22 protein-coding genes are annotated in these 22,992 nt (G+C 50.3%); 11 read left to right on the top strand and 11 right to left on the bottom strand.

All coding sequences use genetic code 11. The features are described from left to right. Positions 1 to 26: 26 nt before the first annotated feature. The 6 genes from RTX30_RS20545 to RTX30_RS20520 form a co-directional block, all read right to left on the bottom strand. The gene (locus RTX30_RS20545; protein ID WP_312692313.1) at positions 27 to 626 is read right to left on the bottom strand and encodes a nitroreductase family protein; all 600 of its coding nucleotides are present in this window, start codon (positions 624 to 626) and stop codon (positions 27 to 29) included. Between the two features lie 132 nt (positions 627 to 758). After that, positions 759 to 968, bottom strand: coding sequence for a YdgH/BhsA/McbA-like domain containing protein (locus RTX30_RS20540; RefSeq protein ID WP_312692311.1), 210 nt, complete (start codon positions 966 to 968; stop codon positions 759 to 761). A 201-nt stretch (positions 969 to 1,169) separates the two neighbouring features. Beyond that, positions 1,170 to 1,412: a DUF1158 family protein gene (locus RTX30_RS20535; protein WP_312692309.1), complete on the bottom strand. Its 243-nt coding sequence runs from the start codon at positions 1,410 to 1,412 to the stop codon at positions 1,170 to 1,172. Positions 1,413 to 1,484: 72 nt separating this feature from the next. Next, a complete protein-coding gene (locus RTX30_RS20530; protein ID WP_312692307.1) occupies positions 1,485 to 3,392 on the bottom strand; it encodes a nitrate- and nitrite sensing domain-containing protein in 1,908 nt (635 codons plus the stop codon). Between the two features lie 217 nt (positions 3,393 to 3,609). Further along, positions 3,610 to 4,728: a YbdK family carboxylate-amine ligase gene (locus RTX30_RS20525; RefSeq protein ID WP_312692305.1), complete on the bottom strand. Its 1,119-nt coding sequence runs from the start codon at positions 4,726 to 4,728 to the stop codon at positions 3,610 to 3,612. An 85-nt stretch (positions 4,729 to 4,813) separates the two neighbouring features. Continuing rightward, positions 4,814 to 6,277, bottom strand: coding sequence for a PLP-dependent aminotransferase family protein (locus tag RTX30_RS20520; protein WP_312692327.1), 1,464 nt, complete (start codon positions 6,275 to 6,277; stop codon positions 4,814 to 4,816). A 233-nt stretch (positions 6,278 to 6,510) separates the two neighbouring features. Here RTX30_RS20520 and RTX30_RS20515 point away from each other — a divergent pair, with 233 nt between their 5' ends. Genes RTX30_RS20515 through RTX30_RS20500 form a run of 4 tightly spaced genes read left to right on the top strand, consistent with a single transcriptional unit; the run spans position 6,511 to position 9,481 of the window. Beyond that, positions 6,511 to 7,359 carry a transporter substrate-binding domain-containing protein gene (locus tag RTX30_RS20515; RefSeq protein ID WP_312692303.1) on the top strand — a complete coding sequence of 283 codons (849 nt, stop codon included), beginning with the start codon at positions 6,511 to 6,513 and terminating at the stop codon, positions 7,357 to 7,359. A 45-nt stretch (positions 7,360 to 7,404) separates the two neighbouring features. Beyond that, positions 7,405 to 8,046 carry an amino acid ABC transporter permease gene (locus tag RTX30_RS20510; RefSeq protein ID WP_312692301.1) on the top strand — a complete coding sequence of 214 codons (642 nt, stop codon included), beginning with the start codon at positions 7,405 to 7,407 and terminating at the stop codon, positions 8,044 to 8,046. A gap of 15 nt (positions 8,047 to 8,061) precedes the next feature. Continuing rightward, positions 8,062 to 8,727, top strand: coding sequence for an ABC transporter permease subunit (locus tag RTX30_RS20505; protein WP_312692299.1), 666 nt, complete (start codon positions 8,062 to 8,064; stop codon positions 8,725 to 8,727). Beyond that, positions 8,720 to 9,481 carry an amino acid ABC transporter ATP-binding protein gene (locus RTX30_RS20500; protein WP_312692297.1) on the top strand — a complete coding sequence of 254 codons (762 nt, stop codon included), beginning with the start codon at positions 8,720 to 8,722 and terminating at the stop codon, positions 9,479 to 9,481. Before RTX30_RS20505 ends, RTX30_RS20500 begins: the two co-directional genes overlap by 8 nt. A 61-nt stretch (positions 9,482 to 9,542) precedes the next feature. On the opposite strand, the gene add is transcribed toward RTX30_RS20500, so the two are convergent. From add to RTX30_RS20480, 4 genes are all read right to left on the bottom strand, one after another. Further along, a complete protein-coding gene (gene add / locus RTX30_RS20495) occupies positions 9,543 to 10,562 on the bottom strand; it encodes an adenosine deaminase (RefSeq protein WP_312692295.1) in 1,020 nt (339 codons plus the stop codon). Positions 10,563 to 10,631: 69 nt separating this feature from the next. Then, complete coding sequence (locus RTX30_RS20490) at positions 10,632 to 10,796, bottom strand: DUF1427 family protein (protein WP_312692293.1); 165 nt, start codon at positions 10,794 to 10,796, stop codon at positions 10,632 to 10,634. A gap of 2 nt (positions 10,797 to 10,798) precedes the next feature. Beyond that, on the bottom strand, positions 10,799 to 12,127 hold the full coding sequence (locus RTX30_RS20485) for an MFS transporter (RefSeq protein WP_312692290.1): 1,329 nt from the start codon (positions 12,125 to 12,127) through the stop codon (positions 10,799 to 10,801). 59 nt (positions 12,128 to 12,186) lie between these two features. Next, on the bottom strand, positions 12,187 to 12,909 hold the full coding sequence (locus tag RTX30_RS20480; protein ID WP_312692288.1) for an oligogalacturonate-specific porin KdgM family protein: 723 nt from the start codon (positions 12,907 to 12,909) through the stop codon (positions 12,187 to 12,189). A gap of 460 nt (positions 12,910 to 13,369) precedes the next feature. Between RTX30_RS20480 and RTX30_RS20475 the strand changes: the two genes are divergently transcribed. Genes RTX30_RS20475 through ushA form a run of 6 tightly spaced genes read left to right on the top strand, consistent with a single transcriptional unit; the run spans position 13,370 to position 19,933 of the window. Further along, positions 13,370 to 14,134, top strand: coding sequence for a GntR family transcriptional regulator (locus RTX30_RS20475; RefSeq protein WP_312692286.1), 765 nt, complete (start codon positions 13,370 to 13,372; stop codon positions 14,132 to 14,134). A gap of 12 nt (positions 14,135 to 14,146) precedes the next feature. Then, positions 14,147 to 15,202, top strand: coding sequence for an ADP-ribosylglycohydrolase family protein (locus RTX30_RS20470; protein ID WP_312692285.1), 1,056 nt, complete (start codon positions 14,147 to 14,149; stop codon positions 15,200 to 15,202). Between the two features lie 18 nt (positions 15,203 to 15,220). Further along, a complete protein-coding gene (locus RTX30_RS20465; RefSeq protein ID WP_312692283.1) occupies positions 15,221 to 16,276 on the top strand; it encodes an SIS domain-containing protein in 1,056 nt (351 codons plus the stop codon). Positions 16,277 to 16,281: 5 nt separating this feature from the next. Continuing rightward, a complete protein-coding gene (locus RTX30_RS20460; RefSeq protein WP_312692280.1) occupies positions 16,282 to 17,196 on the top strand; it encodes a carbohydrate kinase family protein in 915 nt (304 codons plus the stop codon). 14 nt (positions 17,197 to 17,210) lie between these two features. Then, a complete protein-coding gene (locus RTX30_RS20455; RefSeq protein ID WP_312692278.1) occupies positions 17,211 to 18,344 on the top strand; it encodes an esterase-like activity of phytase family protein in 1,134 nt (377 codons plus the stop codon). Between the two features lie 26 nt (positions 18,345 to 18,370). Further along, positions 18,371 to 19,933 carry a bifunctional UDP-sugar hydrolase/5'-nucleotidase UshA gene (gene ushA, locus RTX30_RS20450; protein WP_312692276.1) on the top strand — a complete coding sequence of 521 codons (1,563 nt, stop codon included), beginning with the start codon at positions 18,371 to 18,373 and terminating at the stop codon, positions 19,931 to 19,933. A 68-nt stretch (positions 19,934 to 20,001) separates the two neighbouring features. On the opposite strand, the gene RTX30_RS20445 is transcribed toward ushA, so the two are convergent. Continuing rightward, complete coding sequence (locus tag RTX30_RS20445) at positions 20,002 to 21,303, bottom strand: ADP-ribosyltransferase domain-containing protein (RefSeq protein WP_312692274.1); 1,302 nt, start codon at positions 21,301 to 21,303, stop codon at positions 20,002 to 20,004. Positions 21,304 to 21,517: 214 nt separating this feature from the next. Between RTX30_RS20445 and RTX30_RS20440 the strand changes: the two genes are divergently transcribed. Then, a complete protein-coding gene (locus RTX30_RS20440) occupies positions 21,518 to 22,789 on the top strand; it encodes a Glu/Leu/Phe/Val dehydrogenase (protein ID WP_312692272.1) in 1,272 nt (423 codons plus the stop codon). Positions 22,790 to 22,992: the final 203 nt, after the last annotated feature.

Here is a 22,992-nt window from a genome sequence, read left to right as displayed (position 1 = left end):
TGGCCGGGCGTGCATCATGCGGCGATTTAGCGGACTACCACAAAGCGTTTATCGTCGTCCATATAGGCTTTTTCACCCGCCGGGGCGACGATAGAACCAAAGTTCATGTGGCCGCGCAGTTTCCAGTTGGCAGGAATGTTCCAGGTACGCTGCACGTCGGCATCAACCAGCGGGTTGTAATGCTGCAGGTTTGCGCCAATTCCTTTCTCTGTCAGCGCCAGCCATACAGCATACTGCGCAATGCCAGTGCTGTGTTCGGACCAAACCGGGAAGTTATCGGCATAGGCGGCAAACTGTTCCTGCAAACCTTTCACCACATCCTGATCTTCAAAAAACAGCACGGAACCGGCGGCGGCAGCAAAGCCATCAATTTTTTCTGACGTGGCGTGGAAGTTCTCTTCCGGCACGATTTTCCGCAGTTGCTCACGGGTCAGTTCCCAGAACTGCGCATGTTCTTTACCCAGCAGGATCAGCGCGCGGGAACTCTGTGAGTTAAACGCCGACGGCGCCTGACGAATGGCTTCTTTAATGGTTTCAATCACAACGTCATCTGCTACCGGCAGGTTTTTACCCAGGGCATAAATGGTTCTGCGTTGTTTCGCTAAGGCGAGAAAGTTGTCTGACATCACTGCTCCTGAAGTTGACCGTTCAACAGCCGCCGGGGCGGTCTGAGAAAACAAAGCGTTAAAAATTTTCTGCAACGGATTCATGTTCGCCTGATCCTGGTAGTGATAGCGCCCCGTTACGGGGCGACTTTTTTATTTGCTCAGTACTGCGGTCATATACACGCGGTTGTCGGTACGGGCGCTGGTAATTTTGTAAGAGGCATTCGCCTGTTCTGCCTGCGCGGCGATTTTTGCTTCTGCGCCGCTAAGGGTAGATGCGCTGGCGCTGATGCTTTGTGCAAAAGAACCGAAAGAGATAGCGGAAAGGGCAGCAACTGCAACGAAAGTTTTGATGAATTTCATGGTCGTATTCCTGTTCAGTTTTGTTTGGGAAGGGCTGATTTGCCCTGATGTGATAAATCATAAGCCTGCGAATCGCTGAAAAAAAGCGGAACAATTTGCGGATAAGATTCAAAAAAATAGAACAAGAATGGAGTGGGTTATGCAGGTCAGGAAGGAGGGGTAACCCTGCCGCCTACAGGCAAGGGCAGGGGATTAAGGTTCTCAGACCGCCAGCCAGCGTCGCCAGATAAAGCGCAGCACAAAGAACTCAATGGTGCCAAGCAGTAAAAACCACAGGCAGTAAAGCAGGGTATAGAGCTGATTGAGATCCAGCAGATGGAACCACTGCATCAGGTTTTGCGCCAGTTGCAAACCCAGGCTTGGCGCAGGCAGCAGCAACACAGAAATGAATGCCATCAGCAGAATACCTGCCAGCGTGACCACGGATTCTAAAGGGTGTTTCATAAGCGTCTTTGGTAGTGAAAAGTCGCATTGTCGGGGAAAGCTGGCGTGAGCGCAACGTTCCCCGACGGACCATCAGGCTACAACAAAGCGGTCAACCAGGGTTGCCATCGTTTCAGACTGCTGATCCAGCATCTGGCTGGCGCTGGCGGCGCTGGCTACCAGTCCGGCATTCTGCTGGGTCACTTGCTCCAGCTGGTTCAGCGCCTGGTGCACCTGGGAGACGCCGAGCGATTGTTCGCTGGCCGCACGGGCAATATCACTGACGAACACCAGCATCTGACTGGTATTTGTTTTTGCTGCCTGCAACGCGCGATCGGAAGCCTGCACCAGCGTCACGCCCTGCTGGATCTGTTCCATATTTTTGGTAACCAGTTCGCGGATCTGGTGCGCTTCGTTGGCGCAACGTTGCGACAGATTACGAACTTCGCTTGCCACCACCGCAAAGCCTTTGCCCATCTCACCGGCACGCGCCGCTTCGACGGCGGCATTCAGCGCCAGCAGGTTCGTCTGGAACGAGATTTCATCGATGGAACTGACAATGTTGGAGATCTGTTCGCTGGATACGCGGATCGCGCTCATGCTATGGCTGGCTTCACCTGCAACCCGGCTCGCTTCCTGAACCTGTTTCTCCATCTCTTCGGTCAGTTTTTTCGCTTCGTTGGCGTTATCCGCCGTTTGATTCACGGCGGTGGCGATTTGCTCCATGCTGGCTGCAGTTTCTACCAGCGATGCGGCCTGCTCGTCCGTGCGGGAGGCCAGATCCTGATTACCGCCCGCAATCTCTGAACTGGCGCCGCGCAGCACATTCGCCCCGTGTTTAATTTCACTCACAATGTGCTGAATATTTTCGATGGCCTGGTTATAGGCACGGTTAAGCAGTGAGAGTTCATCCGTGCCGGGAACCTCCAGCCGCTGGGTCAGATCGCCGTTCATCCCTTCAATGGTCGAAAGGGAAGTATGAAGCTGGCGATGAATGCTACTGGCGACCAGCAGGGCAAAAAATAGCGCAATAATCAGCGCGGCAACGCTTATCACCGCAAAAAACACAACACCATGCCAGGCTTTATCTGCAAGGGCTTGTGCCGTTTGCAGCAGCGAATTGGCGGAAGCGTCTTCCACTGCTTTCAGCACGGAAATGCGATCGGTCTGCGCTTTAAACCAGTCGGCTGGCGCAATACCGAAGCCACCCGTCGCGGCATGATCAAGCGCAACCTGGCGCAATTCCAGCGCATGCGTAGCCTGCGGAGTTTGCAACTGCGCGGCCAGTTTTTCGTTGACGCTGGCGGTACTGAAGGCACGGGTCGCAGCCAGCCAGGATTGTTGTTTTCCCACCACTTCATTGAGCTGGCGGAACTGCCCATCGTTAAAACGGTCGGCAGAGAAAACGTTCGACATCAGCGCGCGCTCCACGCCAGTCTGCTCTTTGGCGTTTAACACGCTGTAGTATGCGGCCAGCTGATTGACAATGTCGCCATTGTCGGTGAGTTGGCTGATACCGCCCACGACGTTGAGTAAGTCGCTGATAATCGCGCTATACCACCCTAACGACTCGGTACCGCTGACGCTCTGATTACGCACCTGCTGGCGAAAATCCTCCAGCCCTTGCTGGTGCTGACGGAACTGCTCCAGTGCACGACGAATATCATTATTGGCGTTTTGTTCCGGGAATTGTTTAAGGGCCGCGGTGAATTGCGCGATGGCCTGTGCAGAAAGCGGATATTGCGCTGACAATTCGCCGGAGAATTGCTGGCCTTTACTGCCTAAATAGCCGGCGCTAAGCCCACGCTCTTTTTGTAATTCCTGAATGACATTGCCGGCGTTTTTTGCCAGTTCCGTCAACGAGATAATCGTGCGCATCTGCTGGCCTGTTTCCACGCGCGACAGGATGCCGCTGGTGGCCAGCCAGATTAACGCAAACAATAACGGCAGCAGTGCTAACAGTAATTTTGCTTTCATCGAAAAACGGTAGATCCAACTCATAAATATGCCTCATGTTTGCGATTGCTCATATTTGTTATCGGAATACAGATTGGCGGCTTTATTTTAACGTCAGGCTTGTTGATATTTATCAATTCCGCTGATTTCTCCTACCGCTTTAGAAGTATTATTGCTGGCGTAAATAAAGGCTTATTAAAAATAAGCCTTTAATGATTGATCATAATTATTAATGCATCAGCCCCTGAGGGAGGTATTGCCTTTAGCCCGCCGCCCATATTTCGGCATGCTTTTGCACCAGGCCAATCAGCGAGCCGCCATCAGCAACAAATTCGCGCATCAGTTGCGCCTCGCTTTTGCCGCGTTTTACTACCCTTGCCAGCTCATCCAGCGCACTTCCTGCGTTGAGCTTATCGGCCCAGGGGGCCAGCTTATCCAGCAGTTGCGCCAGTGAATCAGCAATCGTGCACTGCTCGCCGGTATGCACATCTGTCAGCACCCCTTCCAGCCCATAACGGCATGCCTGGAAACGGTTAAATTTATATAACAGATAATCCCGCTCCTGATGTTTAAACGGGCGCTCTGCCAGTAACCAGTGCGATAACGCCTGAATAAACCCGGCCACGTTAATGGCATGGGATAGGGTGAGTGGCGTGTCCATTACACGCACTTCAACGGTACCGAAATTGGGGCTGGGACGAATATCCCAGTGCAAATCTTTGATGCTTTCAATCATCGAGGTGTAGCTTAAACGACGAAATAACCCTTCAAACTCCTGCCAGTTTGCGACCCATGGCATTGGGCCGTTATCCGGGAACGAAGAAAAAATATTCAGCCGCGACGAGGCATAGCGGGTATCCGTACCCTGGTTGTAGGGTGAGGCAGCGCTCAGAGCAATAAAATGCGGCACGAATCGGGAGAGGCCGTGCAATAAATAGATCGCATCGTCGCCATTGGTGCAGCCAACATGCACATGCTGACCAAACACCGTGGCTTGCTGCATTAAATAGCCGAACGTCTCCAGCGTGCGGGAGTAACGTTCATCATGACAAATTTCCTGACGCTGCCATTTCTGAAACGGGTGCGTGCCGCCACCGCAGATTTGCACATGGTGCTGCGCGGCAGCCTGCAAAATAACATGCTGCATGGCGGAGAATTGATGCGCCGCCTGGTCAATGTTACGGCACACGCCGGTGGCGATTTCCAGCATACTTTCGGTAATGTCGTGCTTCACTTCTCCGGCGGAAACCTGACCTTCCACTGACGCAATCAGCCGCGAAGAGTCCTGGCTCAGGTCGTATCCCGGCGGGTTGACCACCTGGAGCTCCAGTTCAATACCGAGGGTAAAGGCGTCGGAAACATGAAAATCGGCAAGTGGCATAGCGGCCCCTTCTGCAATGTGTTTCCTCAAGTATGGAAGTGAAAAGGCGATCCTTCCTGCGCAGCACCTCCGGCTGCTTAAAATGTCAGCATAACTGCGCCAGTTGTTCGCGCAGCACTTCCACACCCGGTGCGATTGCCTCCGGATGAATAGCGTGAAAGCCCATCCGGAAAAAGTTATCTGGCGGGGCATCCTGTAGAAAATGGCGCGCGCCGGGTTCAATAAGAACGCCTGCGTGTGCGGCGCGCCAGGTGAGTTGCTGGGTGCTGATCTGCGCCGGGGTGCGGAGCCAGAATGCATTGGCATGCTCGCTACCCGGCATGGCTTCGCACTCCGGCAGGAAGGTGCGCAGTGCGTGATGCAGGCAGTCCCAGCGCCGGGCCGAGTCATCATGGTAGCGGCGTAAATGGGTTTCGTAGTGTCCCTGGGCAAGAAAATGCGCCATCTGATATTGAATGTTGGTCGGTGGATGGCGATAAACCAGGCGGCGCAGGGCGCGTGCCTCATCAATAATTTCCGGCGCGGCGACCATATACCCAAGCCGCAGACCAGGCGACAGAGCTTTCGACAGGCTGCTGACGTAAATCACCCGCCCGCTGCGATCGCTGGCTTTTAATGCGGGCAACGGGTTTTGCATAAAGTTACTTTCCGAGTCGTAATCATCCTCAATGATCACCGCATCGTGGCGGGTGGCATAATCCAGCAGCTCTGTGCGGCGGGCTTTACTCATGGTCACCCCGGTCGGCACCTGGTGCCCCGGCGTGACATAGTAGTAGTCGCACGGTGTTTCATTGAGCACCAGTCCTTCGCTGTCCACCGGGTGCGGCACAATCTGCGTATCGCTTAATAAGAAGGTGTTAATCGCTTCGCGAAAGCTGGGGTTTTCTACGGCGACGCGGGTCGTGCGCGACATTAACAGGCGCGTCAGCAGATAAAGGGCATTTTGCGAGCCTAGCGTAATCAGGATCTCATCCGGTGCGGCGACAATTCCACGTTTGGGCAGTACGCGGGTGCGGATCTGCTCAATTAACATCGGTACATCCTGGTCAATATGATCAACCACCCATGCCGGATCGCGCACCCCGCCGTGCAGCCAGTTTGCCGCCGCGCGCCAGGTGGCAAGTGGGAATTGCTGGGTATAGGGCTGACCGTAAATAAATGGATAACGGTAATGCATCCAGCCTGCAGGTTTGAGGATGGATTCCTGCTGACTGGGGGTAATTTTCAGGCGATTGCTCCAGCGTGGTGCAAGGCTCTCGCATTCGGGTGCAGGCTGCCCGTTCGTTTGCCCGCAACTGTAGTAATCCGGGTGCAGGTAGTAACCACTGCGTGGTCGGCTCACCAGGTAGCCTTCATTGACCAGGCTCTCAAAAACCAGCGCGGTGGTATTACGTGACACATTGAGCTGGCTGGCAAGCTGACGGCACGAAGGCAGCGGCGTATCGGCCGGGAAAATCCCACTCAGAATGGCGTTGATTAAGGATTCGCGCACCTGTTCCTGCAATCCACGCTGGCCGTCAAAGTTTACACTCAATAAATGGCGAATCATGCCGTACTCCTCTTTCAGCAGTGCTTTACTGGGTGGAGCAAATTCCATACCAGCTTCCTGGTAACTGACACATCCTTTTGCAACAACTGGCTCTATTCACAACAGCGTAAGCCTCCCTATTGTAAAAACGCAGTCACAAAAACCGGACGACTTATTAGTTTCGGCATATATCTTGCAACGCTTCCAGCACACCCCGGATATACCGGTCTGGCACATTAAATAAGGGTGGAAAGATGAAAAAAGTATTCGGCAAATATTGCCTTGCAGCCATGATGACGCTGGCATTTTCTTTACACGCAGTGGCCGCTGATCTTCCTGAAATCGAAAAATCCGGCACGCTGAAAGTGGCGACGGAAGATGATTATGCGCCGTTTAACTTTATGAATAACGGCCAGACAGACGGGTTTAATAAAGACATGCTCGACGAATTACGCAAATATGCGAAATTCAATATTAACCAGAGTATTTTACCGTGGACGGGCTTACTCGCGGCGGTCTCTACCGGCCAATATGATATGGCATTAACCGGGGCGGTTATCACCGATGAGCGCCTCAATGTATTTAATTTCACTCCCCCCTGGGCCTCGGCGCAGCACTATTTTGTTAAACGTGCAGACGATAAAACATTAAATACCATTGCCGACCTGAGCGGTAAAAAAGTGGGCGTACAGGCGGGCAGTGCTCTTCTGGCGCGTTTGCCGGAGCTGAAAGCGATGCTGGAGAAAGTCGGCGGCAAGCTTGGCCCGGTAGTTGAGTATCAATCCTACCCGGAAGCCTATGCCGACCTGGCGAACAAACGCGTTGATTATGTGATTAACGTGGTGATTTCGGTTAACGATTTAGTGAAAGCGAAGCCGAAAGTGTTCGCTAAAGGACTGGCGGTGTCTGGCCCGGGTTATATGGCGTGGCCGATTTCGAAAAGCTCGCCGGAACTGCTGAAATTTATGACCGGGTTTATGAACCACATGACGGAAACCGGCAAGCTGGCGGAGTTGCAGAAAAAATGGTTTGGCGAAACCTACGACCTGCCAAAAGAGCCGATCACCAGTGCCGATCAGTTTCATAAGTTAGCGGGCATTTAAGGGCAACGCGGCGGGCAACCGCCGCCTGTTTTAACAGGAGGGAACATGGACTTAATTTCATGGCAATTGTTGATTGAAGGCGCATGGACGACCCTCTGGATCTCGGGTGTGGCCATTGCATTCGGGGTGGTTATCGGCCTGATCATTGCCTTCATTCGCATGATGAAGATCCCGTTTGTTGATCAGTTTCTGGTGGTTTACATCAGCCTGGCGCGCGCCACGCCGTTGGTCACGCTGGTGCTGTTCCTGTTTTTATCCCTGCCAACGCTGGGCATCAATCTGGATAAGACGCTGGCGGCTATCGTGGCCCTGACGCTCAATACCTCGGCGTTTAATGCGGAAATCTGGCGCAACGCCTTTCGCAATTTCCCCCGCGAACAGCGGGAGGCGGCGGAGTCGGTGGGAATGCGGCGCTGGACCTACTTCCGGCAAATTATGCTGCCGCAAATGTGGATAGAGAGCCTGCCTGCGCTGGTCAACGAGATGTCTTTTTTGATCAAAGGCAGCCCGGCAATTGCGGTAATCGGTGTGGTGGATCTGACGCGTGTCACCAACCGTATTTCATCGGTAACGTATGAACCGCTGTCGCCGATCCTTGCCGCCGGGCTGTTGTATGTCTTGATTATCGGCCTGCTATTGAAGTTGCAGGGCATGGCGGAACGTAAAGCGAAGCGCCTGGCGCGATAAAAAGGCGGAGGAGTTATGAATCAATGGGGAATTATCTGGGCGGCGCGAGAGAGTTTTTTTAACGGGCTGCTGTCGACGCTTGAACTGTTTATTACTGCCGCCGTGGTGGGGTTACTTATTGGCGTGGTGCTGTGTTATGTCATGGAATGTCAAAACCGGGTGGCCCATCGACTGATTATCGCTTTTATAAGCCTGATGCGCGCTCTGCCATTTTTGATCCTGGCGTATCTGCTTTATTACGGGCTGCCGCAAATAGGGATCAGTATGGACGCCTGGACGGCAGGGTTATTCGCGCTGGTGATTTATCATGGCGCCTATTTCTTCGAAATATTACGCAGCCAGAGAAGGCTCTTTTCGGCGGGCTATATTGAGGCGGCAGTGTCTCAGGGTTTCTCACGTTATAAAATATTCCGCCGTATTGTATTGCCAAATATTTTTTCATCTGCGTTGCCCTTGCTGGGTAATCAACTCATTATTTGCCTGAAAGACACTGCCTTTCTGTGCATTATTACCGTGCAAGAGATCACCGCCGCCGCTAATAGCGTGCAATCCACTTACTTTATTCCGTTTAATGCCTTTATTGTCGCTATTGCGCTCTATTGGGGGATCAGCATTCTGCTGGAGTTGCTGATTAAGCGGTTAAGTCATTACGGCGCTAAAAGAGGAATGTCCCATGCCTGAATCAACGGCGGTAAGTATCAAAAACGTGTCCAAACAGTTTGATAATGTCGAAGTACTGCGCGATATCAACCTGACGGTAGAAAAGGGCACCGTGGTGAGCATTCTTGGTTCCTCAGGATCCGGGAAGTCAACACTGTTGCGCTGTATGAACTGGCTGGAGCAGCCGGATCGCGGGGAAGTGCGCATCAGCGGTCAGCGTATTGGCGTGGATGAAAAGACCGGTAAAGCGATGTCGCACAAAGATCTCTCCCACATTCGTGAACGAGTGGGGATGGTGTTCCAGAGTTTTAACTTGTGGCCACATTTGACGGTGCTGGAAAATGTGACCGAAGCGCTGGTGCATGTGAAAGGCATGAAACGCGAGACCGCCAACGAGGTGGCGCGCCGTCAGCTGGAAAAAGTCGGCATGAGTCACAAGCAGGATGTCTACCCGATTACCCTCTCCGGTGGGCAAAAACAGCGCGTGGCGATTGCCCGTTCGCTGGCCATGTCGCCAGAAGTGATCCTGTTCGATGAACCGACTTCCGCACTCGATCCCGAACTGGTGAATGAGGTGCTGGGGGTGATGAAAGATCTTGCCGCAGAAGGCTATACCATGGTGGTGGTCACGCACGAGATGGATTTTGCCCGCCAGGTGTCAGATGAGGTGGTGTTTCTGGAGAAAGGCTTGCTGATTGAAAAAGCCCCACCGGAAAAGTTTTTCACCGATCCGGATTCGGACCGGGTGCGTAAGTTTTTACAGTCCAGCCGCTAAACCGTTTCCGGATACCGCAGCCCGCCCACCAGTGATGTGAACGGGCTGCTATCGCGAGGGATCAGTGAAATCTGCGCTCCCGGTTTTGCAATTTACTCATAATGAATTTTATCCGCTCTCCTTCACTCATAAAGGCGGCATTTAGTCCATTTCGTTGTAATTGACAGATATGCTCTTTCGTGAGGCCGACATCGTTAACCGCGCGTTCATACTCTGAACGGAGGGTAATGCCTTCCACAAAGGGATCATCCGTGTTCAGTGTGGCCAGAATGCCATGTTCCAGAAAGGTTTTTACCGGATGCTGGCTCAGATGCTGGACAGTGTTCGTTTGCAGGTTTGAGGTCAGGCAGCATTCAACCACAATGCCCCAGTTCGCCAGATATTCCAGTAACCACGGATCGTTTACTGCCTGTACGCCGTGGCCGATTCGCTCCGCGCCCAGCAGCTTTATCGCATCCCGGATGCTTTCAGGCCCGGCAGCTTCGCCTGCATGTACCGTCACGCGGAACCCTTTTTCGCGGGCTTTGGCAAAGTGTTCGGTAAATAAACGGCAGGGATAGTTGAGTTCATCTCCCGCCAAATCCACCCCAACGATGTCGTCTTTGTAGGCTAACAGTGCGTTCAGTTCTGCCATACAGGTGTCTGGCCCCCAGGTGCGGCTTAAAATGCCGATAAGGTTGATGCCAATCGGGAATTCAGCCATTCCTTCACGCACACCATCAATTACCGAACGCACAACACCTTCCAACGGTAAATCAAACGCTTTCGCCATGTAATAGGGGGAAAAACGCAGTTCTGCGTAATCCAGACCTTCAGCGAAAGCGCTGTAAACATTTTGCCTGGCGACAAACTGACAGGCCTCCAGCGATCCTAATACGCTGACGCCAATATCCAGTTTCGCCAGGAAGGAGAGCAGATCCGGTTGAAAATTTGTAACTTGTACATGAGGACGAAGTTTTTCCGGTTCGTAAGAGGGGAGGTCTACGCCATATTTTTGTGCCAGCATAATGATCGTGTTGATGTCGATATTGCCATCAAGATGCCGATGCAGATCCACTAAGGGGAATTTTTTAAGCAACATCCGAATGCCTTTATGAATTATCGTTGTGCAACAAAAGTGGCAGAGTTAACTCTGCCACCTGTGGGTTAACTAGCGAATAAAAGTAATGACATAATTACCAAGATGCCCACCAAGATAGACACCGACTACGCCCATGACGCCGGGTAAATACGGAGGTGCCGGAATGGGTAATTTTATAAGCGTAAAAAGTGTTCCCACAATGATACCGGCGAGAGTGGCCAGTAATACATCCATACTTACTCCTTAACTAGCTGTGCACGAATCGTTTGATAGTACTCATCATCAATAATGAATTTCCGCATAAGCCATGCGACCAACAAATGGAATACACCAGGAATCAGCGTCATCATTAATGATATGGCGGCCAGGGAAGTATCTGGTTGTACACTGTCCGGTGTGTAATTGGCGTAACTCAAAATATAACCTACAAGGCCGCCTGCCAGACCCATTCCTAACTTCTGGAAGAATAAAATCCCGCCAAAAGCCAGCCCGGAAACACGCTCTTTATTTTTAACTTCACCGTAGTCTACGGCTTCAGCAATTGAAGCCCAGTACACCGGCAATTGCATATCAGCCAGGAAAGTAATAATGAAATAGAAGATAAATGCCAGAACCAGAGCATCTCTTCCAACGACCATAAACATAACGGCGCTAAAAATAAATGTCGCCGCCTGTGAAATTCTGAACATGGTCAGTTTATTCATCCGCTTAGCGGCAAAATTTGCGCCGAACATCGACAGAATCGATGCGACAACGCCCGTGGTTAAAAACAGTGGGATGAGCGCGTCACCGCCATTCAGATAGTATTTTGCGTAATAAGCTGCTACCGCACTGCGCACGGAGCCGCCCAGCATAATTACCAGAATAACGATACCGAGTATCATCCACTGATCATTTCTCAGCAGGGAGCGAAACTGCTGTGATAAAGGAATGCGACTGGGTGTGTGAGTGATCCTTTCTTTGATAGTGAAAAAACAGTAAAAACACAACAGTGTGCCTAAGGCACCCATTGCAGCCATCGCAATTTGATAGCCGCTGGCCAGATTTCCCTCTCCCAATTTAGCTGCTGCAAACGGTACGATAATCGATACGAGGAACATGCCGATTTTCGTCATTACAAAACGATAGGTGTTGGCGCTAAGCCTTTCGCGACTGTCATCAGTGATTACGCCGATAACAGAGACGTAAGGAATGGCAATAAATGTATATGCCAGTGTCAGTAGAATATAAGTAGCATAAGCCCAGATCAGTTTGCCGAGGTAGCTGAAATCAGGGGTAATAAACATCAACAAGATAGTGATGCCGAAGGGGATGGCGAATATTAACAGATACGGGCGATAACGCCCCCAGCGGCTACTGGTCTTGTCAGTGATCATACCAATGAGCGGATCGATAATCGCATCCAGCACTCTTACCGTCAGCAGCAATAAACCCACATCCGCTGCTTTCAGTTTAAAAATATCCGTATAGAAATAGGCGACGATCAACTGCATTGACATCATGACAATGGAAATTGCCATGTCACCGGCACCAAACCCAATTTTTTCTCGAATGGTGAGTTTCATAAGAACCTCGGTGGCAAGAACGTGGGTACATTCGTACCCACGGTTCAGGTTTAGTTATGTCAGAAGGAGTAAGTTACGCCGGTACGGTACAGAGCCTGGCGGTTGCTGGATGTTTTATCCGGCCCTTTTTCATCAGCAATACTGAAGTAAGGGAACCATGAGCCCCACTGGTAACCCACACGCGCAGTGACGCGGTAGTTTTTGTTGCCATTATTCCAGGTCAGGTACTCGTTATCGTTGTAAGTCACGTTCAACTGGTACTGGAAGTTTGTCCCTTCCGGACGGTAATCCAGCCACCAGTCGTAACGGATGTTATTACGATCGGTATTGCCATAGGATTTTGACTTCGCGGTTGCTCTATCCATGTCATAACGGAAGCGGAAAGAGGTGCGCCACACTTTGCTAAAGTTATATCCCGCTGTTACGCCATATTCATAGGTGCTCCAGTATTCGCTGGAATCAAGCCAGAACATCGGTTCCAGCCAGAATTTTTTATCTTCCAGCGGGTTAAAACGATACATGACAGAGAAACCATGACCATTATTATTGAACTGCGAAGGATCCCAGGTATTTTTGGAGCCTTCTTTTGAGTTGTAGCGCAGTTCGCCAATCATGCCGAAACCGTTTTTGAAGAACATACCCATTTGCACACGGTCATTAAAGTTATGTGATTTGGCATAATATTCATTCTGCCAGTTAATGTACCCGTGTGGCATTTCGGCATGTACCAGTGGCGCCATCAGAACAAAAGATGGTAATAAGCAGAGGTGTTTAATTTTCATGATAAATATCCTTAATTATGCTGTGCCGTCAGAAATAGAAATGACGCTGCCTTATGCTTTGTTTATTTCTGACAAAGCTAATCTGCAAAAAATGTAATCATCATTTTTCTGTAGTAAAGCTCTAAGCGAGTGATATACATTCTCAATTTTATTCCGGGGTATCTGTTCTCCTTCGCCACTGATTTTATATTTAGATGCCTGCAATATAATTATTGGAGGTATTTACCGTGTTTCTGAATTAAACCTAACAAAAGGCTGGTGTAGACCAAAGTGGTTTTGTCTTGATCTGTGATGGTGATCATGTTAAAGGCTTGACTTATTTTAATTTTATGCATATCGGATTGAAAACAAACGATTATTTGAAATAGAGTGTGATCCGGGTTACATTTCATTACGAATGCAATTGTGATGCTTTCATCGGGATAGTATTTATTGGTGTAGACCAGAAGGGCAAACAAAAATGAAAAATGAAAAACTCAGCGAGAACTTGAACCTGGAAGGACAAAGTAAGTACAAGCAGATCATAGACATAATGATAGAAAAAATTGTTTCCGGGCAGTGGGCGGCTGAATTTGTCATCCCCTCGGAACGTGAGCTGGCAGAAGGATTTGGCGTCAATCGCATCACCGTCAGAAAAGCGATTGCCCATCTTAAGCAGCGTGGCTATCTGCACAGTGCGGCGAAACAAGGCAACTACGTTTTACCACCACGAAGCCATGATTCTCATCTGCTTTACAGCTTTAGCGATGATATCAAGCGTAACGGCGGTAAACCCGGGCAAACGGTACTTGAATTTAGCTATGTGCCCGTCAGCGAAGTCACCAGGACAAACCTGCAGATGCCGTTAACCATGCAAACAGTATTAAAAATTAAAAGGATAAGATTCTCTGACACTACCCCGATGGGCATTCAGACCTCTTATCTGAAACTGAAGCCAGAGCAGAAAATAGACAGGCAGGAATTGGAAGACCGGGGTTCTCTTTATCATTTGCTTGAAGAGAAATATGGCATCGAAATGGTAGAAGCCTATGAGTCCATTGGCGCGCGACTACCTTCTGCAGCCGAAAGACAACATCTTGAAATTGGCAGCGATGAAGTGGTGCTGACCACCTCGCGCATAACCTATGCCAGTGACAGGAAACCCATTGAATATGTGGAAACGATTTATCCGACCAGTCGTTACGTTTACCAACTGAAGGTGAGTAAGGACACGTTTGAATATTAAAGGAGAGTTGTAATGTGTCAAATCAGACAGAAATACGATGATAAAGTTTTAGGTGCACTCGCATGTGCGGGCATGGGCGATGCGCTTGGCGCGGCGACTGAGCTTTACAGTATTGACGAGATCCTCGAACGTTATCACGGCTTTATTGCTGATTTTCAGACGCCGCCAAATGATACATTCGCCGGTTCCCTGGGGGGCATTGCCGGATTGATTACCGATGATGCAAGCCAGATGTATGTCTTTGCAGAGGGATTGATCAAGACGGGGAAAGCGCATTTCGATACCAGTGCCTGGACAGAGTGCCTGCTGCGCTGGGCATCGATGGAGCCTTATGCAAACTATAAGGGACCGACGACTGAGCAGGTCGTGAAGGCGCTAAAAGAAGGGAAACCGACTAACACAATCGGTCTTATCGGAACCTCTTCCCGCCAGGCGCCAAATGTAGGCACCACCAATGGCGCAGCCATGCGCGTTGCGCCAGCCGGGCTGGTATGGCCGGGCCAACCCGAAAAAGCTTGCGAACTGGCATTCGCAACCTGTTTACCGTCTCACGATACCAACATTGCGATTGCCAGCGCGTGTGCAATCGCTGCGGGGGTTTCCACCGCGATGCTTGCCGATGCGACAGTCGAGAAGATTATTGCCAGTACGCTTCGCGGGGCTGAATACGGTGAGGAGCTGGCAGCGCAGCGTTGTAGGGTTGTTGCAGGGCCGAAAATCGGTAAGCGTTTGAAGCTGGCGCTGGATATTGCTCAGAGCAATAGTCGCCTTGAAACCTTCTTGCGAGAACTGGAAGGGTATGTTGGTAACTCCGTTAACGCGCATGAATCTGTCCCCTCGGCGATTGCGATATTCGCCTTCTGCCAGGGCGCACCGTGGCAAACCATCCATGCGGCGGCGAATGCGGGAAATGATACTGACAGTATTGCCACGATGGCAGGTGCGATGGCAGGCGCATATAAAGGTTTTGCCGCTTTGCCATCCGATAAATATCAATTTTTCTATCAGGTGAATAAAAAAGATTTTGATGTGGAACGTATTGCTCAGGAATTAAGCGCCCTCTGCTAACCTGGAGGAGTCATCAAAATGAGTACGGCAAAAGAACGGGATACGGCATCGGCAATTATGCCGCTGTCGGCAACCCGAGAAGAAGTTTCAGCAATCACACATTACATAAAGCATCATAATATTAATGATGCCAGAAGCCAGGCTGCGGCTTTTATTAATGTGCAAAGTGTGCGTCAGGTATTGCTGGTCGGATCGGGTGACTCCTATGCTCTGGCATTATTATATGCAGCCATGATAAATAGCATAACGTTACTTCCGGCGCGGGCAATCCAGTCCTATGAGTTTATTAGTGAAAAAACGGAATATTTAGACAGTTCCTGGTTAGTTGTCGTTTTGAGTGCAAGTGGCCGGGCATCACCCGTGCTTGATGCCTTAATTAAGGCTCAGCATACCCGTGCCCAGGTACTGGGAATAACGAATAATACAGGAAGTTTATTTGCTACTCAGGCTCAGAAATTGCTGGTTACGCAGGCGACAAAAAAGGGGATGCCTACCCAGAGTACCTTTGCTATGGCGCTATTTCTCGATGCAATAATCGTCATTTTGCATCCGGAATATGCCAAAAGGTACAAGCCACAATTTCATAAGCTTTATCTTTACGCGAAATATTTGCCAGATGTCTCCCGTCTCTCGCGTGGGGAAGAGTTGATGCAATACCTGTTTAGTAAACGGGTGACGCTTTTAGGGAGCGGTGGAAATCTGGGGCTGGCGACATTGTTATCAAACCTGTTGTGGTGTGGACCGCAACTTACCAACCAGGTTTTACCTCTGGAGGAATTTGAGCATGCGCTACGCCTTAATCAATGCGGAGAACAGGATCTTGTCATTCTGTTTGATTGTACCGGAAGTCAGGGGGCTCTTGCTTATCATGTAAAACAGCAATTACGGAAAAAGAATGCCACAGTAATTCAGATTAATAACAGATTATTGAGTTTTGTGTTTAGTGGTAATTTTAAGATTTTTTCAAGTAATGATGATTGTCATTATTACGCAATGCTTGCCATCTTTAGCCTGATTATCTCTGCTACGGAAAAATATCTGTCATGTGGGGGAGAGCGGATCTCGCAGGAGTAAATAAAATGAAAACCTTTGATGTTGTTGCGGTTGGCAGTGGAACCGTAGATCTTATTTTTCGTGTACCCCGACTTCCTGGTAATGACGATAAAGTCGTTGGAAAAAAAGTTGCTGAGCTTATCGGTGGCACAGTCGCTAACTCTGCCTGTGTCATGGGACGTTTGGGATTACGTGTGACCTCATTATCAACTGCCGGTGATGATTATTATGCACAGGAAATCATTAATGATTTCCATAAAAATGGTGTTGATACGCGTTTTATTCTCCGCAAAACCGGCATCGCTGCCAATATGGCGATAATTTTCCTGGATGACTCAGGTGAAAAGGCACTGGTGTATGCGCCGAATGATGAAACAGAAACGTGTATGGTTCAGGCTCCGCAGGCGATTGACTGCAGCCGACTCGTTTATATCATGCCAGGACAACTCGACAAATTCCGTACACTTGCGAGGTATGCGAAAGAAAAAAATACCAAAGTTGTCATTGATGTAGAGTCGCATATTAAAAACAGTCAGCAGAATATTAAAGAAATATTATCTCTGTCTGATGTCGCGATTTTTAACAAGGAGGGCTTTCGCACCAGCCTGCAACAGGAGCCTGATGGCGACTTTTTACGCCAGCTGGTTGCAGAGCACGATCTGGATGCGCTGGTCGTCACCTGTGGTGGCGAAGGGGTTATCGCCTGTGACAGACAGGGGGTGGCTGTACACCCGGGCTACCGTGTACCTGTCGTCGACACCACCGGGGCCGGAGATACCTTCAATGGTGCTTTCATTTATTGCTATCTGAATAATCAACCGCTCGCCGACTCTCTGGGTTTCGCCAGCGCTGCGGCGGCAATTAACATCTCTCATTACGGTGCCAGAGGAAAATTATCTTCCGTGGAGGATGTCATCCAGTTCCAAAAACAATATCAATAACTTTGGGGGTAATTATGAAAAAGCTAACATTAGCTCATTGTGTTGCATTAGCCATGGCGTTCACCGCGCTTAATGCTTCTGCCGCAGGATCGGAATTGCGTTTTTTAAATGAATATTCAATTCCAACATCAACCAGTTATCAGAATGCGAAATTTGGTGGCTTATCCGGGATTGCTTATGATGCAGGTAAGCAAGTCTATTATTCGATTTCGGATGCGCGTAACACGACGGCGGAAGGCGTAGCAAGATTTTATACACTCAAAATCAACACCAATACTAAAGGTATTAAGCGCGTCGATATCCTCGACATGAAAGCGCTGAACGATGAAGCCGGAAATGCTTTTAAAGAACAAACGGTCGATGGAGAAGGGTTAGCGCTGACACCAGACAGAAAAAGCCTTCTCTGGACATCTGAACTGGGGAGCCCACTTCGCTTGTCTTCTCTCGATGGCAAAATGAAGACGGATTACGCAGATAAGATTCCCGCTTCCTATAATGCAGGCGGCGACCTGAAAAAAGCGCCGGAGGGTTTACGTAACGGTGCCACGTTTGAAGGAGCCAGCGTAACGCCAAGCGGCAAATACCTTTATGTCGCGGCGGAAAGCGCGCTCAAGCAGGACGGTGCAATTAGCACCACGGTAAACTCATCACCGGTACGTATTCTTAAGTTTGCTCTGCAGCCTGATGGACGCGTAGGCGAGTTGCTGGCTGAATTTATTTATAACGTTGATCCTATCCCCAAAGTCACGAAGCACGGTGTTAGCGATAACGGACTTTCTGAAATTCTCGCTATCAGTGATGATAAATTAATTGTGACTGAACGTGCCGGGCGAAACGCGAGTGAAGGGTTTAATGAGTTTGATTTTACTATCAGAACTTATCTTTCCGACCTTTCGCAAGCCAGCAATATCAAAGGTCAAAAAAGTATTACGGAAATCGAGAAGAAAAACTTGCTGCAACCTGCCACTAAAAAATTGTTGATTGATTTTGATGACTACACCAAAGCACCTGATTGTATTGAGGCGATGACGTTTGGTCCGTTAGTGAAGGGGAAGAAGTCCTTAATCTTTGTTTCTGATAATAACTTCCAGCCTTATCAGTCCACCAAGTTCTTTATGTTTGTGGATGACAACGGGGTGCTGAATTAAATACGTTGCTGATTGCAGGAGGCAACATGCTATTTTTACGCAATTTATTATTGTCACTCATCATACCGTTTCTGCTGACTCTGTCAGTGCAGGCCAGTACGCCTGAAAATACAGGTTCGTTGCAGCTGACAATTTTGCATACCAACGATCATCATGGTGCGTATTGGCAAGACAAATCCGGCAATAATGGATTGGCTAACCGCTATGCGATGATTGAACGTATTCGCAAAGACGTGGCCGCGCAGGGAGGCGCGGTTTTATTACTCGATGCCGGTGACGTCAATACCGGCACGCCGGAATCAGATCTGTTGCTCGCTGAGCCCGATTTTAAGGCAATGGCGACGATCGGTTACGATGCAATGACGTTGGGGAATCATGAGTTCGATAATTCTCTTGATATTCTACGTCGCCAGCAGGAATGGGCCGGATTTCCTTTTCTTTCCGCCAATATTTACGATATCAAGACGCAACATCGCGCTTTTACGCCTTATTCAATTATCGAGAAAAAAGGATTGAAAATTGGCGTGTTCGGTTTGACCAGTGTGGATACCAAAGTCGTTGGCAGTAAAACGGTGTTGGCTAATCTGGATTTCAGATCGCAGGTCGATGAGGCGCGCAACGTATTAGCGGAGATGACCAAAGAGAAGCCGGATGTCGTGATTGCACTGACGCACCTGGGGTATTACTACGACGGTCATCACGGTTCCAGCGCGCCGGGCGATGTTGAGCTGGCGCGAGCGCTTCCTGCTGGTCGCGTTGATATGATTATTGGCGGGCATACTCACACTGCTGTCTGCATGGGCGAAAAGGCGCTAAATAAAGAGTGGAGTAAGCAGGGAGCCTGCCAACCGGATCGCCAGAATGGCATCTGGATTATGCAGGCGCTGGAGAGTGGGCGTTACCTCGGCAGAGCGGATTTTACCTGGCATGACGGCAAACTGACGTTAAACCGGTATCAACTGTTACCTGTAGTCGCGTCTGATGAGGTGAAAACGGCAGAGGTTCAGGCAGTTTTCACCGTGCTGGAAAGCTATAAAAAACAGATTGATGCGCAATTAAACGTGCCGGTTGGCGTATTCACTCAGGCTTTCGAAGGTGAACGTGAGAGTGTGCGTTCACGTCAGACCAACATGGGTGAGTTAATTATCGCCGCTCAAATGGACAAAACCCAGGCGGACTTCGGCATCATCAGCAGCGGAAGTATTCGCAGCGGCATCGGTGCCGGGCCGGTATCCTATCGTGATGTGCTAAAAGTTCAGCCGTTTGGTAACTCGGTGACCTATGTGTCGCTAACCGGTAAGGAGATTGTGGATTATCTCAATGTGGTGGCATTTAAAACACCCGGTTCGGGAGCGTATGCCCAGTTCCATAACATCAGTTTCGACCGGCAGGACAATACCGTTACCCATGTGCTTATTAACGGTAAGCCGCTGGAAATGGATAAAACCTACCGGATGAGTCTTCCAAGTTATAACGCAACAGGAGGCGATGGCTATCCGGAGTTAAGCCAGCATAAGGGTTATGTGAATACCGGATATATCGACGCTGAGGTATTGAAGTCTTATATCGCGCGTAAATATCCGTTATAAATTGTACGATTTCTCGTTATACATTAACGGCCACCGGATGTTGCGGTGGCCATATTATTTATCCGCGACTATTTGGTGCGCTGCGGGATCATATGCACAGGTCGCTGTCTGACGATGTTGCCGTAACGATAATCTCGGATAACCGCATCAGGATCGTTCCAGATTTCTTCATCCACTTCTTCCAGGTCAATTTCCAGACCAAACTCACCTTTTTGCACATGTTTAACCTGAAAAACGGTATAAGCAGGATAAAGCACTTCTGCCTGTTTAATATGCGTCAGTTGTGTAATATTGCGCCCACTGGTTCCAACCACATTTAAAATTGCCGTGTCGGAATGAAAACCTGAGCCAAAACGCTGGCGCATAATGAATTCTGCGGCAACGCCCTTAGCCGCGCTGGTTGAGAAAAAGGTTTTTGTTGTGACGTAATCACCCGGTTTCCATGCTCTGCGTTTGCCATCTTTCCCGGTCGTAACGGTCATACTTCGCGTTACCGGTACACCCGATGTTTCATAGGTAAACCCTTTCTCGATAAAGGCACCGCGATAGGTCTTCCCTTTGTGAGAAGGCAGGCGGGATAACGCATTAATTAATTCAACCCCTTGCCCCATATGGTAACCCTGTGCTTTTTCTTGTTCGTTCAGCTCCCTGAACCCCAGGGTGATGGTATGAAAAGGGAGCGACTCTTTACTGTAAAGGTTGATGATATCGCGCTCCGCCTGTGTCAATTTTTTTACCCCGCCACTGGCAACGGACGCAGAATGTAAACGCTGGTGCCAGGACTTCGCCAGATCGCTGACGGAATTTGCGAACGGGTTAACACGCTGGTCGCTTAAAATTTTATTGCCTGGGCTGTTTTGATCGTTACTCCAGAACTGGCGTTTTTTGAAGGCCTTGTCATACACCGGGTCGCTGCCAGAGCGAAGATTGTATTGAGGGCGGCGCTGCTTTGCTATTTGCGAACGTAGCATTGAGGATATTGGCCATGGCTCGATACCAACATCATCGACAAAAGCATCCGGATGCTCCTTGATATAGCGGAGCAGTTTTTTTGCGCCGACATCGGTGGCGTTCACATACCGTTGCAGTGTCAACGGCCCAACGGCTTGCCGAATCGCGAGAGCCAAATCGGAAGGGTCCAACTTTGACGTCGACGGTGTTCTTTTTATTTTTTCTCGGGTTGTTGCATCCTCCTGAGCGCGTAAACTTTCCAGATAGAGATAAAGAGTCTCTCCACGCGAAAGAATATTTTTAAACCGCTTATGGAGTTCGGGAAGGGAACCCGTCAGTAAAGTCGATGTGAGCGTGACATCACCCTGCGGCGTGAGTGCCCGGTTTATTTTCCCCAGAATGGCTTCGATACTGAACATGATCCGGCCCCCTTGAATTAGCCCCTTTAATAAGCATGATGGCCTCCTGAATCCGTGCCAGAAACCGGATTAGAGAATCAGAATTCTCATGAATATTTCCCCGCATGCGGCCCGATAGCCTTTCCGTATGACGCTATAGCAATCTCGTAACGGCCCTGCCGTGGCGCCTGCAGTACCCTGAACGCCGTATTCATTCTGAAATGAGAGGTGAGGGGTGTCTGAATTGTCTTATGTGTCAGGTGAGCGTCACTCGGCGTGGTCAACCTACCTTGCACAGGTTGAGCGTGTGCTGCCGCTACTGGGTGAATTGAGTCACTGGGCGGATACGTTGCGTCACCCCCGGCGGGCGTTAATTGTCGATATTCCGCTGGAAATGGATGACGGCAGCGTGCGTCACTTTGAAGGTTACCGGGTACAGCACAACCTGTCACGCGGGCCGGGTAAGGGTGGGGTGCGTTTTCACCCGGATGTGACGCTGGAAGAGGTCATGGCGTTGTCGGCGTGGATGACCATTAAATGCGCGGCGCTGAATCTGCCGTTTGGCGGTGCGAAAGGGGGCGTGCGTGTCGATCCTGCGGCGTTATCACGCAAGGAGCTGGAGCGCCTGACCCGGCGTTATACCAGCGAAATTGGCATATTTATCGGTCCACAGCAGGATATCCCGGCGCCGGATGTCGGCACCAATGCGCAAATTATGGCGTGGATGATGGATACCTGGTCTATGAACGTGGGCGCACCGTCAACCGGCGTGGTGACGGGCAAACCGGTGCACCTCGGCGGCTCGCTCGGCAGGGTAAAAGCCACCGGGCGGGGTGTGTATATAACCGGATGCCGTACCGCGCAAACGCTGGGTATCGACGTGGCGCAAAGCCGTGTGGCAGTACAGGGGTTTGGCAATGTCGGCAGTGTGAGTGCTGAGTTGTTCCACCAGCATGGCGCGCGCGTGGTGGCGGTACAGGATCAGTTTTCCACCCTCTATCACCCTGACGGGATTGATATTCCGGCGTTGCTTAACTGGCAGCAACAGCACGGTCGGATCAGGGGCTTCCCGGGTGCGGATACTATCGCCGATGCGGTTTTCTGGTCGCTGGAGTATGAGATCTTAATCCCGGCGGCGCTGGAGGGGCAGATCACCGCCGAACGCGCGGCCGGGCTGAGTTGCAAGCTGGTGCTGGAAGGGGCAAACGGGCCAACGTTGCCGGAAGCGGATGATGTGTTGCAGCAACGCGGCATTGTGGTGGTGCCGGATGTGATTGCCAATGCGGGCGGTGTGACAGTGAGTTACTTTGAGTGGGTACAGGACTTTTCCAGCTTCTTCTGGAGTGAAGAGGAGATCAATAACCGGCTGGACACCATTATGCAAAGTGCGCTGGATACGGTGTGGAATAAATCGCAGACGCTGGGGGTGACGTTGCGCACCGCGGCCTATGCGCTTGCCTGCGAGCGTATTTTGCTGGCCCGCAAAGACAGAGGGTTGTATCCGTAGGCTGGATAAGCGTTAGCGCTATCCGACATGGAAATGTGTTCAGACATTGAGGAATGATTCCGTTCATTAATCGTACAGCAGATACTTCAGTCCCTGGTGCCGTGAACGGGAGAAGGGGGGCTACCGCGCCCCCCTTCTCAATCCCCGCGGCCCCGCAGGGAAATCGGTGCTTCGCACTGCGCTCACCTCCCGCACCTCTTCCT

This window comes from Kosakonia sp., assembly GCF_032052965.1.
In the GTDB taxonomy this organism is placed as follows: Bacteria; Pseudomonadota; Gammaproteobacteria; order Enterobacterales; family Enterobacteriaceae; genus Kosakonia.
This window is presented reverse-complemented; position numbering and strand designations above follow the sequence as displayed.

What these genes read in the sequence shown, in the direction of transcription:
- RTX30_RS20545 (WP_312692313.1), bottom strand. Translation starts at nt 626, where the DNA reads ATGTCAGACAACTTTCTCGCCTTAGCGAAACAACGCAGAACCATTTAT.
- RTX30_RS20540 (WP_312692311.1), bottom strand. Translation starts at nt 968, where the DNA reads ATGAAATTCATCAAAACTTTCGTTGCAGTTGCTGCCCTTTCCGCTATC.
- RTX30_RS20535 (WP_312692309.1), bottom strand. Translation starts at nt 1,412, where the DNA reads ATGAAACACCCTTTAGAATCCGTGGTCACGCTGGCAGGTATTCTGCTG.
- RTX30_RS20530 (WP_312692307.1), bottom strand. Translation starts at nt 3,392, where the DNA reads ATGAGTTGGATCTACCGTTTTTCGATGAAAGCAAAATTACTGTTAGCA.
- RTX30_RS20525 (WP_312692305.1), bottom strand. Translation starts at nt 4,728, where the DNA reads ATGCCACTTGCCGATTTTCATGTTTCCGACGCCTTTACCCTCGGTATT.
- RTX30_RS20520 (WP_312692327.1), bottom strand. Translation starts at nt 6,277, where the DNA reads ATGATTCGCCATTTATTGAGTGTAAACTTTGACGGCCAGCGTGGATTG.
- RTX30_RS20515 (WP_312692303.1), top strand. Translation starts at nt 6,511, where the DNA reads ATGAAAAAAGTATTCGGCAAATATTGCCTTGCAGCCATGATGACGCTG.
- RTX30_RS20510 (WP_312692301.1), top strand. Translation starts at nt 7,405, where the DNA reads ATGGACTTAATTTCATGGCAATTGTTGATTGAAGGCGCATGGACGACC.
- RTX30_RS20505 (WP_312692299.1), top strand. Translation starts at nt 8,062, where the DNA reads ATGAATCAATGGGGAATTATCTGGGCGGCGCGAGAGAGTTTTTTTAAC.
- RTX30_RS20500 (WP_312692297.1), top strand. Translation starts at nt 8,720, where the DNA reads ATGCCTGAATCAACGGCGGTAAGTATCAAAAACGTGTCCAAACAGTTT.
- add (WP_312692295.1), bottom strand. Translation starts at nt 10,562, where the DNA reads ATGTTGCTTAAAAAATTCCCCTTAGTGGATCTGCATCGGCATCTTGAT.
- RTX30_RS20490 (WP_312692293.1), bottom strand. Translation starts at nt 10,796, where the DNA reads ATGGATGTATTACTGGCCACTCTCGCCGGTATCATTGTGGGAACACTT.
- RTX30_RS20485 (WP_312692290.1), bottom strand. Translation starts at nt 12,127, where the DNA reads ATGAAACTCACCATTCGAGAAAAAATTGGGTTTGGTGCCGGTGACATG.
- RTX30_RS20480 (WP_312692288.1), bottom strand. Translation starts at nt 12,909, where the DNA reads ATGAAAATTAAACACCTCTGCTTATTACCATCTTTTGTTCTGATGGCG.
- RTX30_RS20475 (WP_312692286.1), top strand. Translation starts at nt 13,370, where the DNA reads ATGAAAAATGAAAAACTCAGCGAGAACTTGAACCTGGAAGGACAAAGT.
- RTX30_RS20470 (WP_312692285.1), top strand. Translation starts at nt 14,147, where the DNA reads ATGTGTCAAATCAGACAGAAATACGATGATAAAGTTTTAGGTGCACTC.
- RTX30_RS20465 (WP_312692283.1), top strand. Translation starts at nt 15,221, where the DNA reads ATGAGTACGGCAAAAGAACGGGATACGGCATCGGCAATTATGCCGCTG.
- RTX30_RS20460 (WP_312692280.1), top strand. Translation starts at nt 16,282, where the DNA reads ATGAAAACCTTTGATGTTGTTGCGGTTGGCAGTGGAACCGTAGATCTT.
- RTX30_RS20455 (WP_312692278.1), top strand. Translation starts at nt 17,211, where the DNA reads ATGAAAAAGCTAACATTAGCTCATTGTGTTGCATTAGCCATGGCGTTC.
- ushA (WP_312692276.1), top strand. Translation starts at nt 18,371, where the DNA reads ATGCTATTTTTACGCAATTTATTATTGTCACTCATCATACCGTTTCTG.
- RTX30_RS20445 (WP_312692274.1), bottom strand. Translation starts at nt 21,303, where the DNA reads ATGTTCAGTATCGAAGCCATTCTGGGGAAAATAAACCGGGCACTCACG.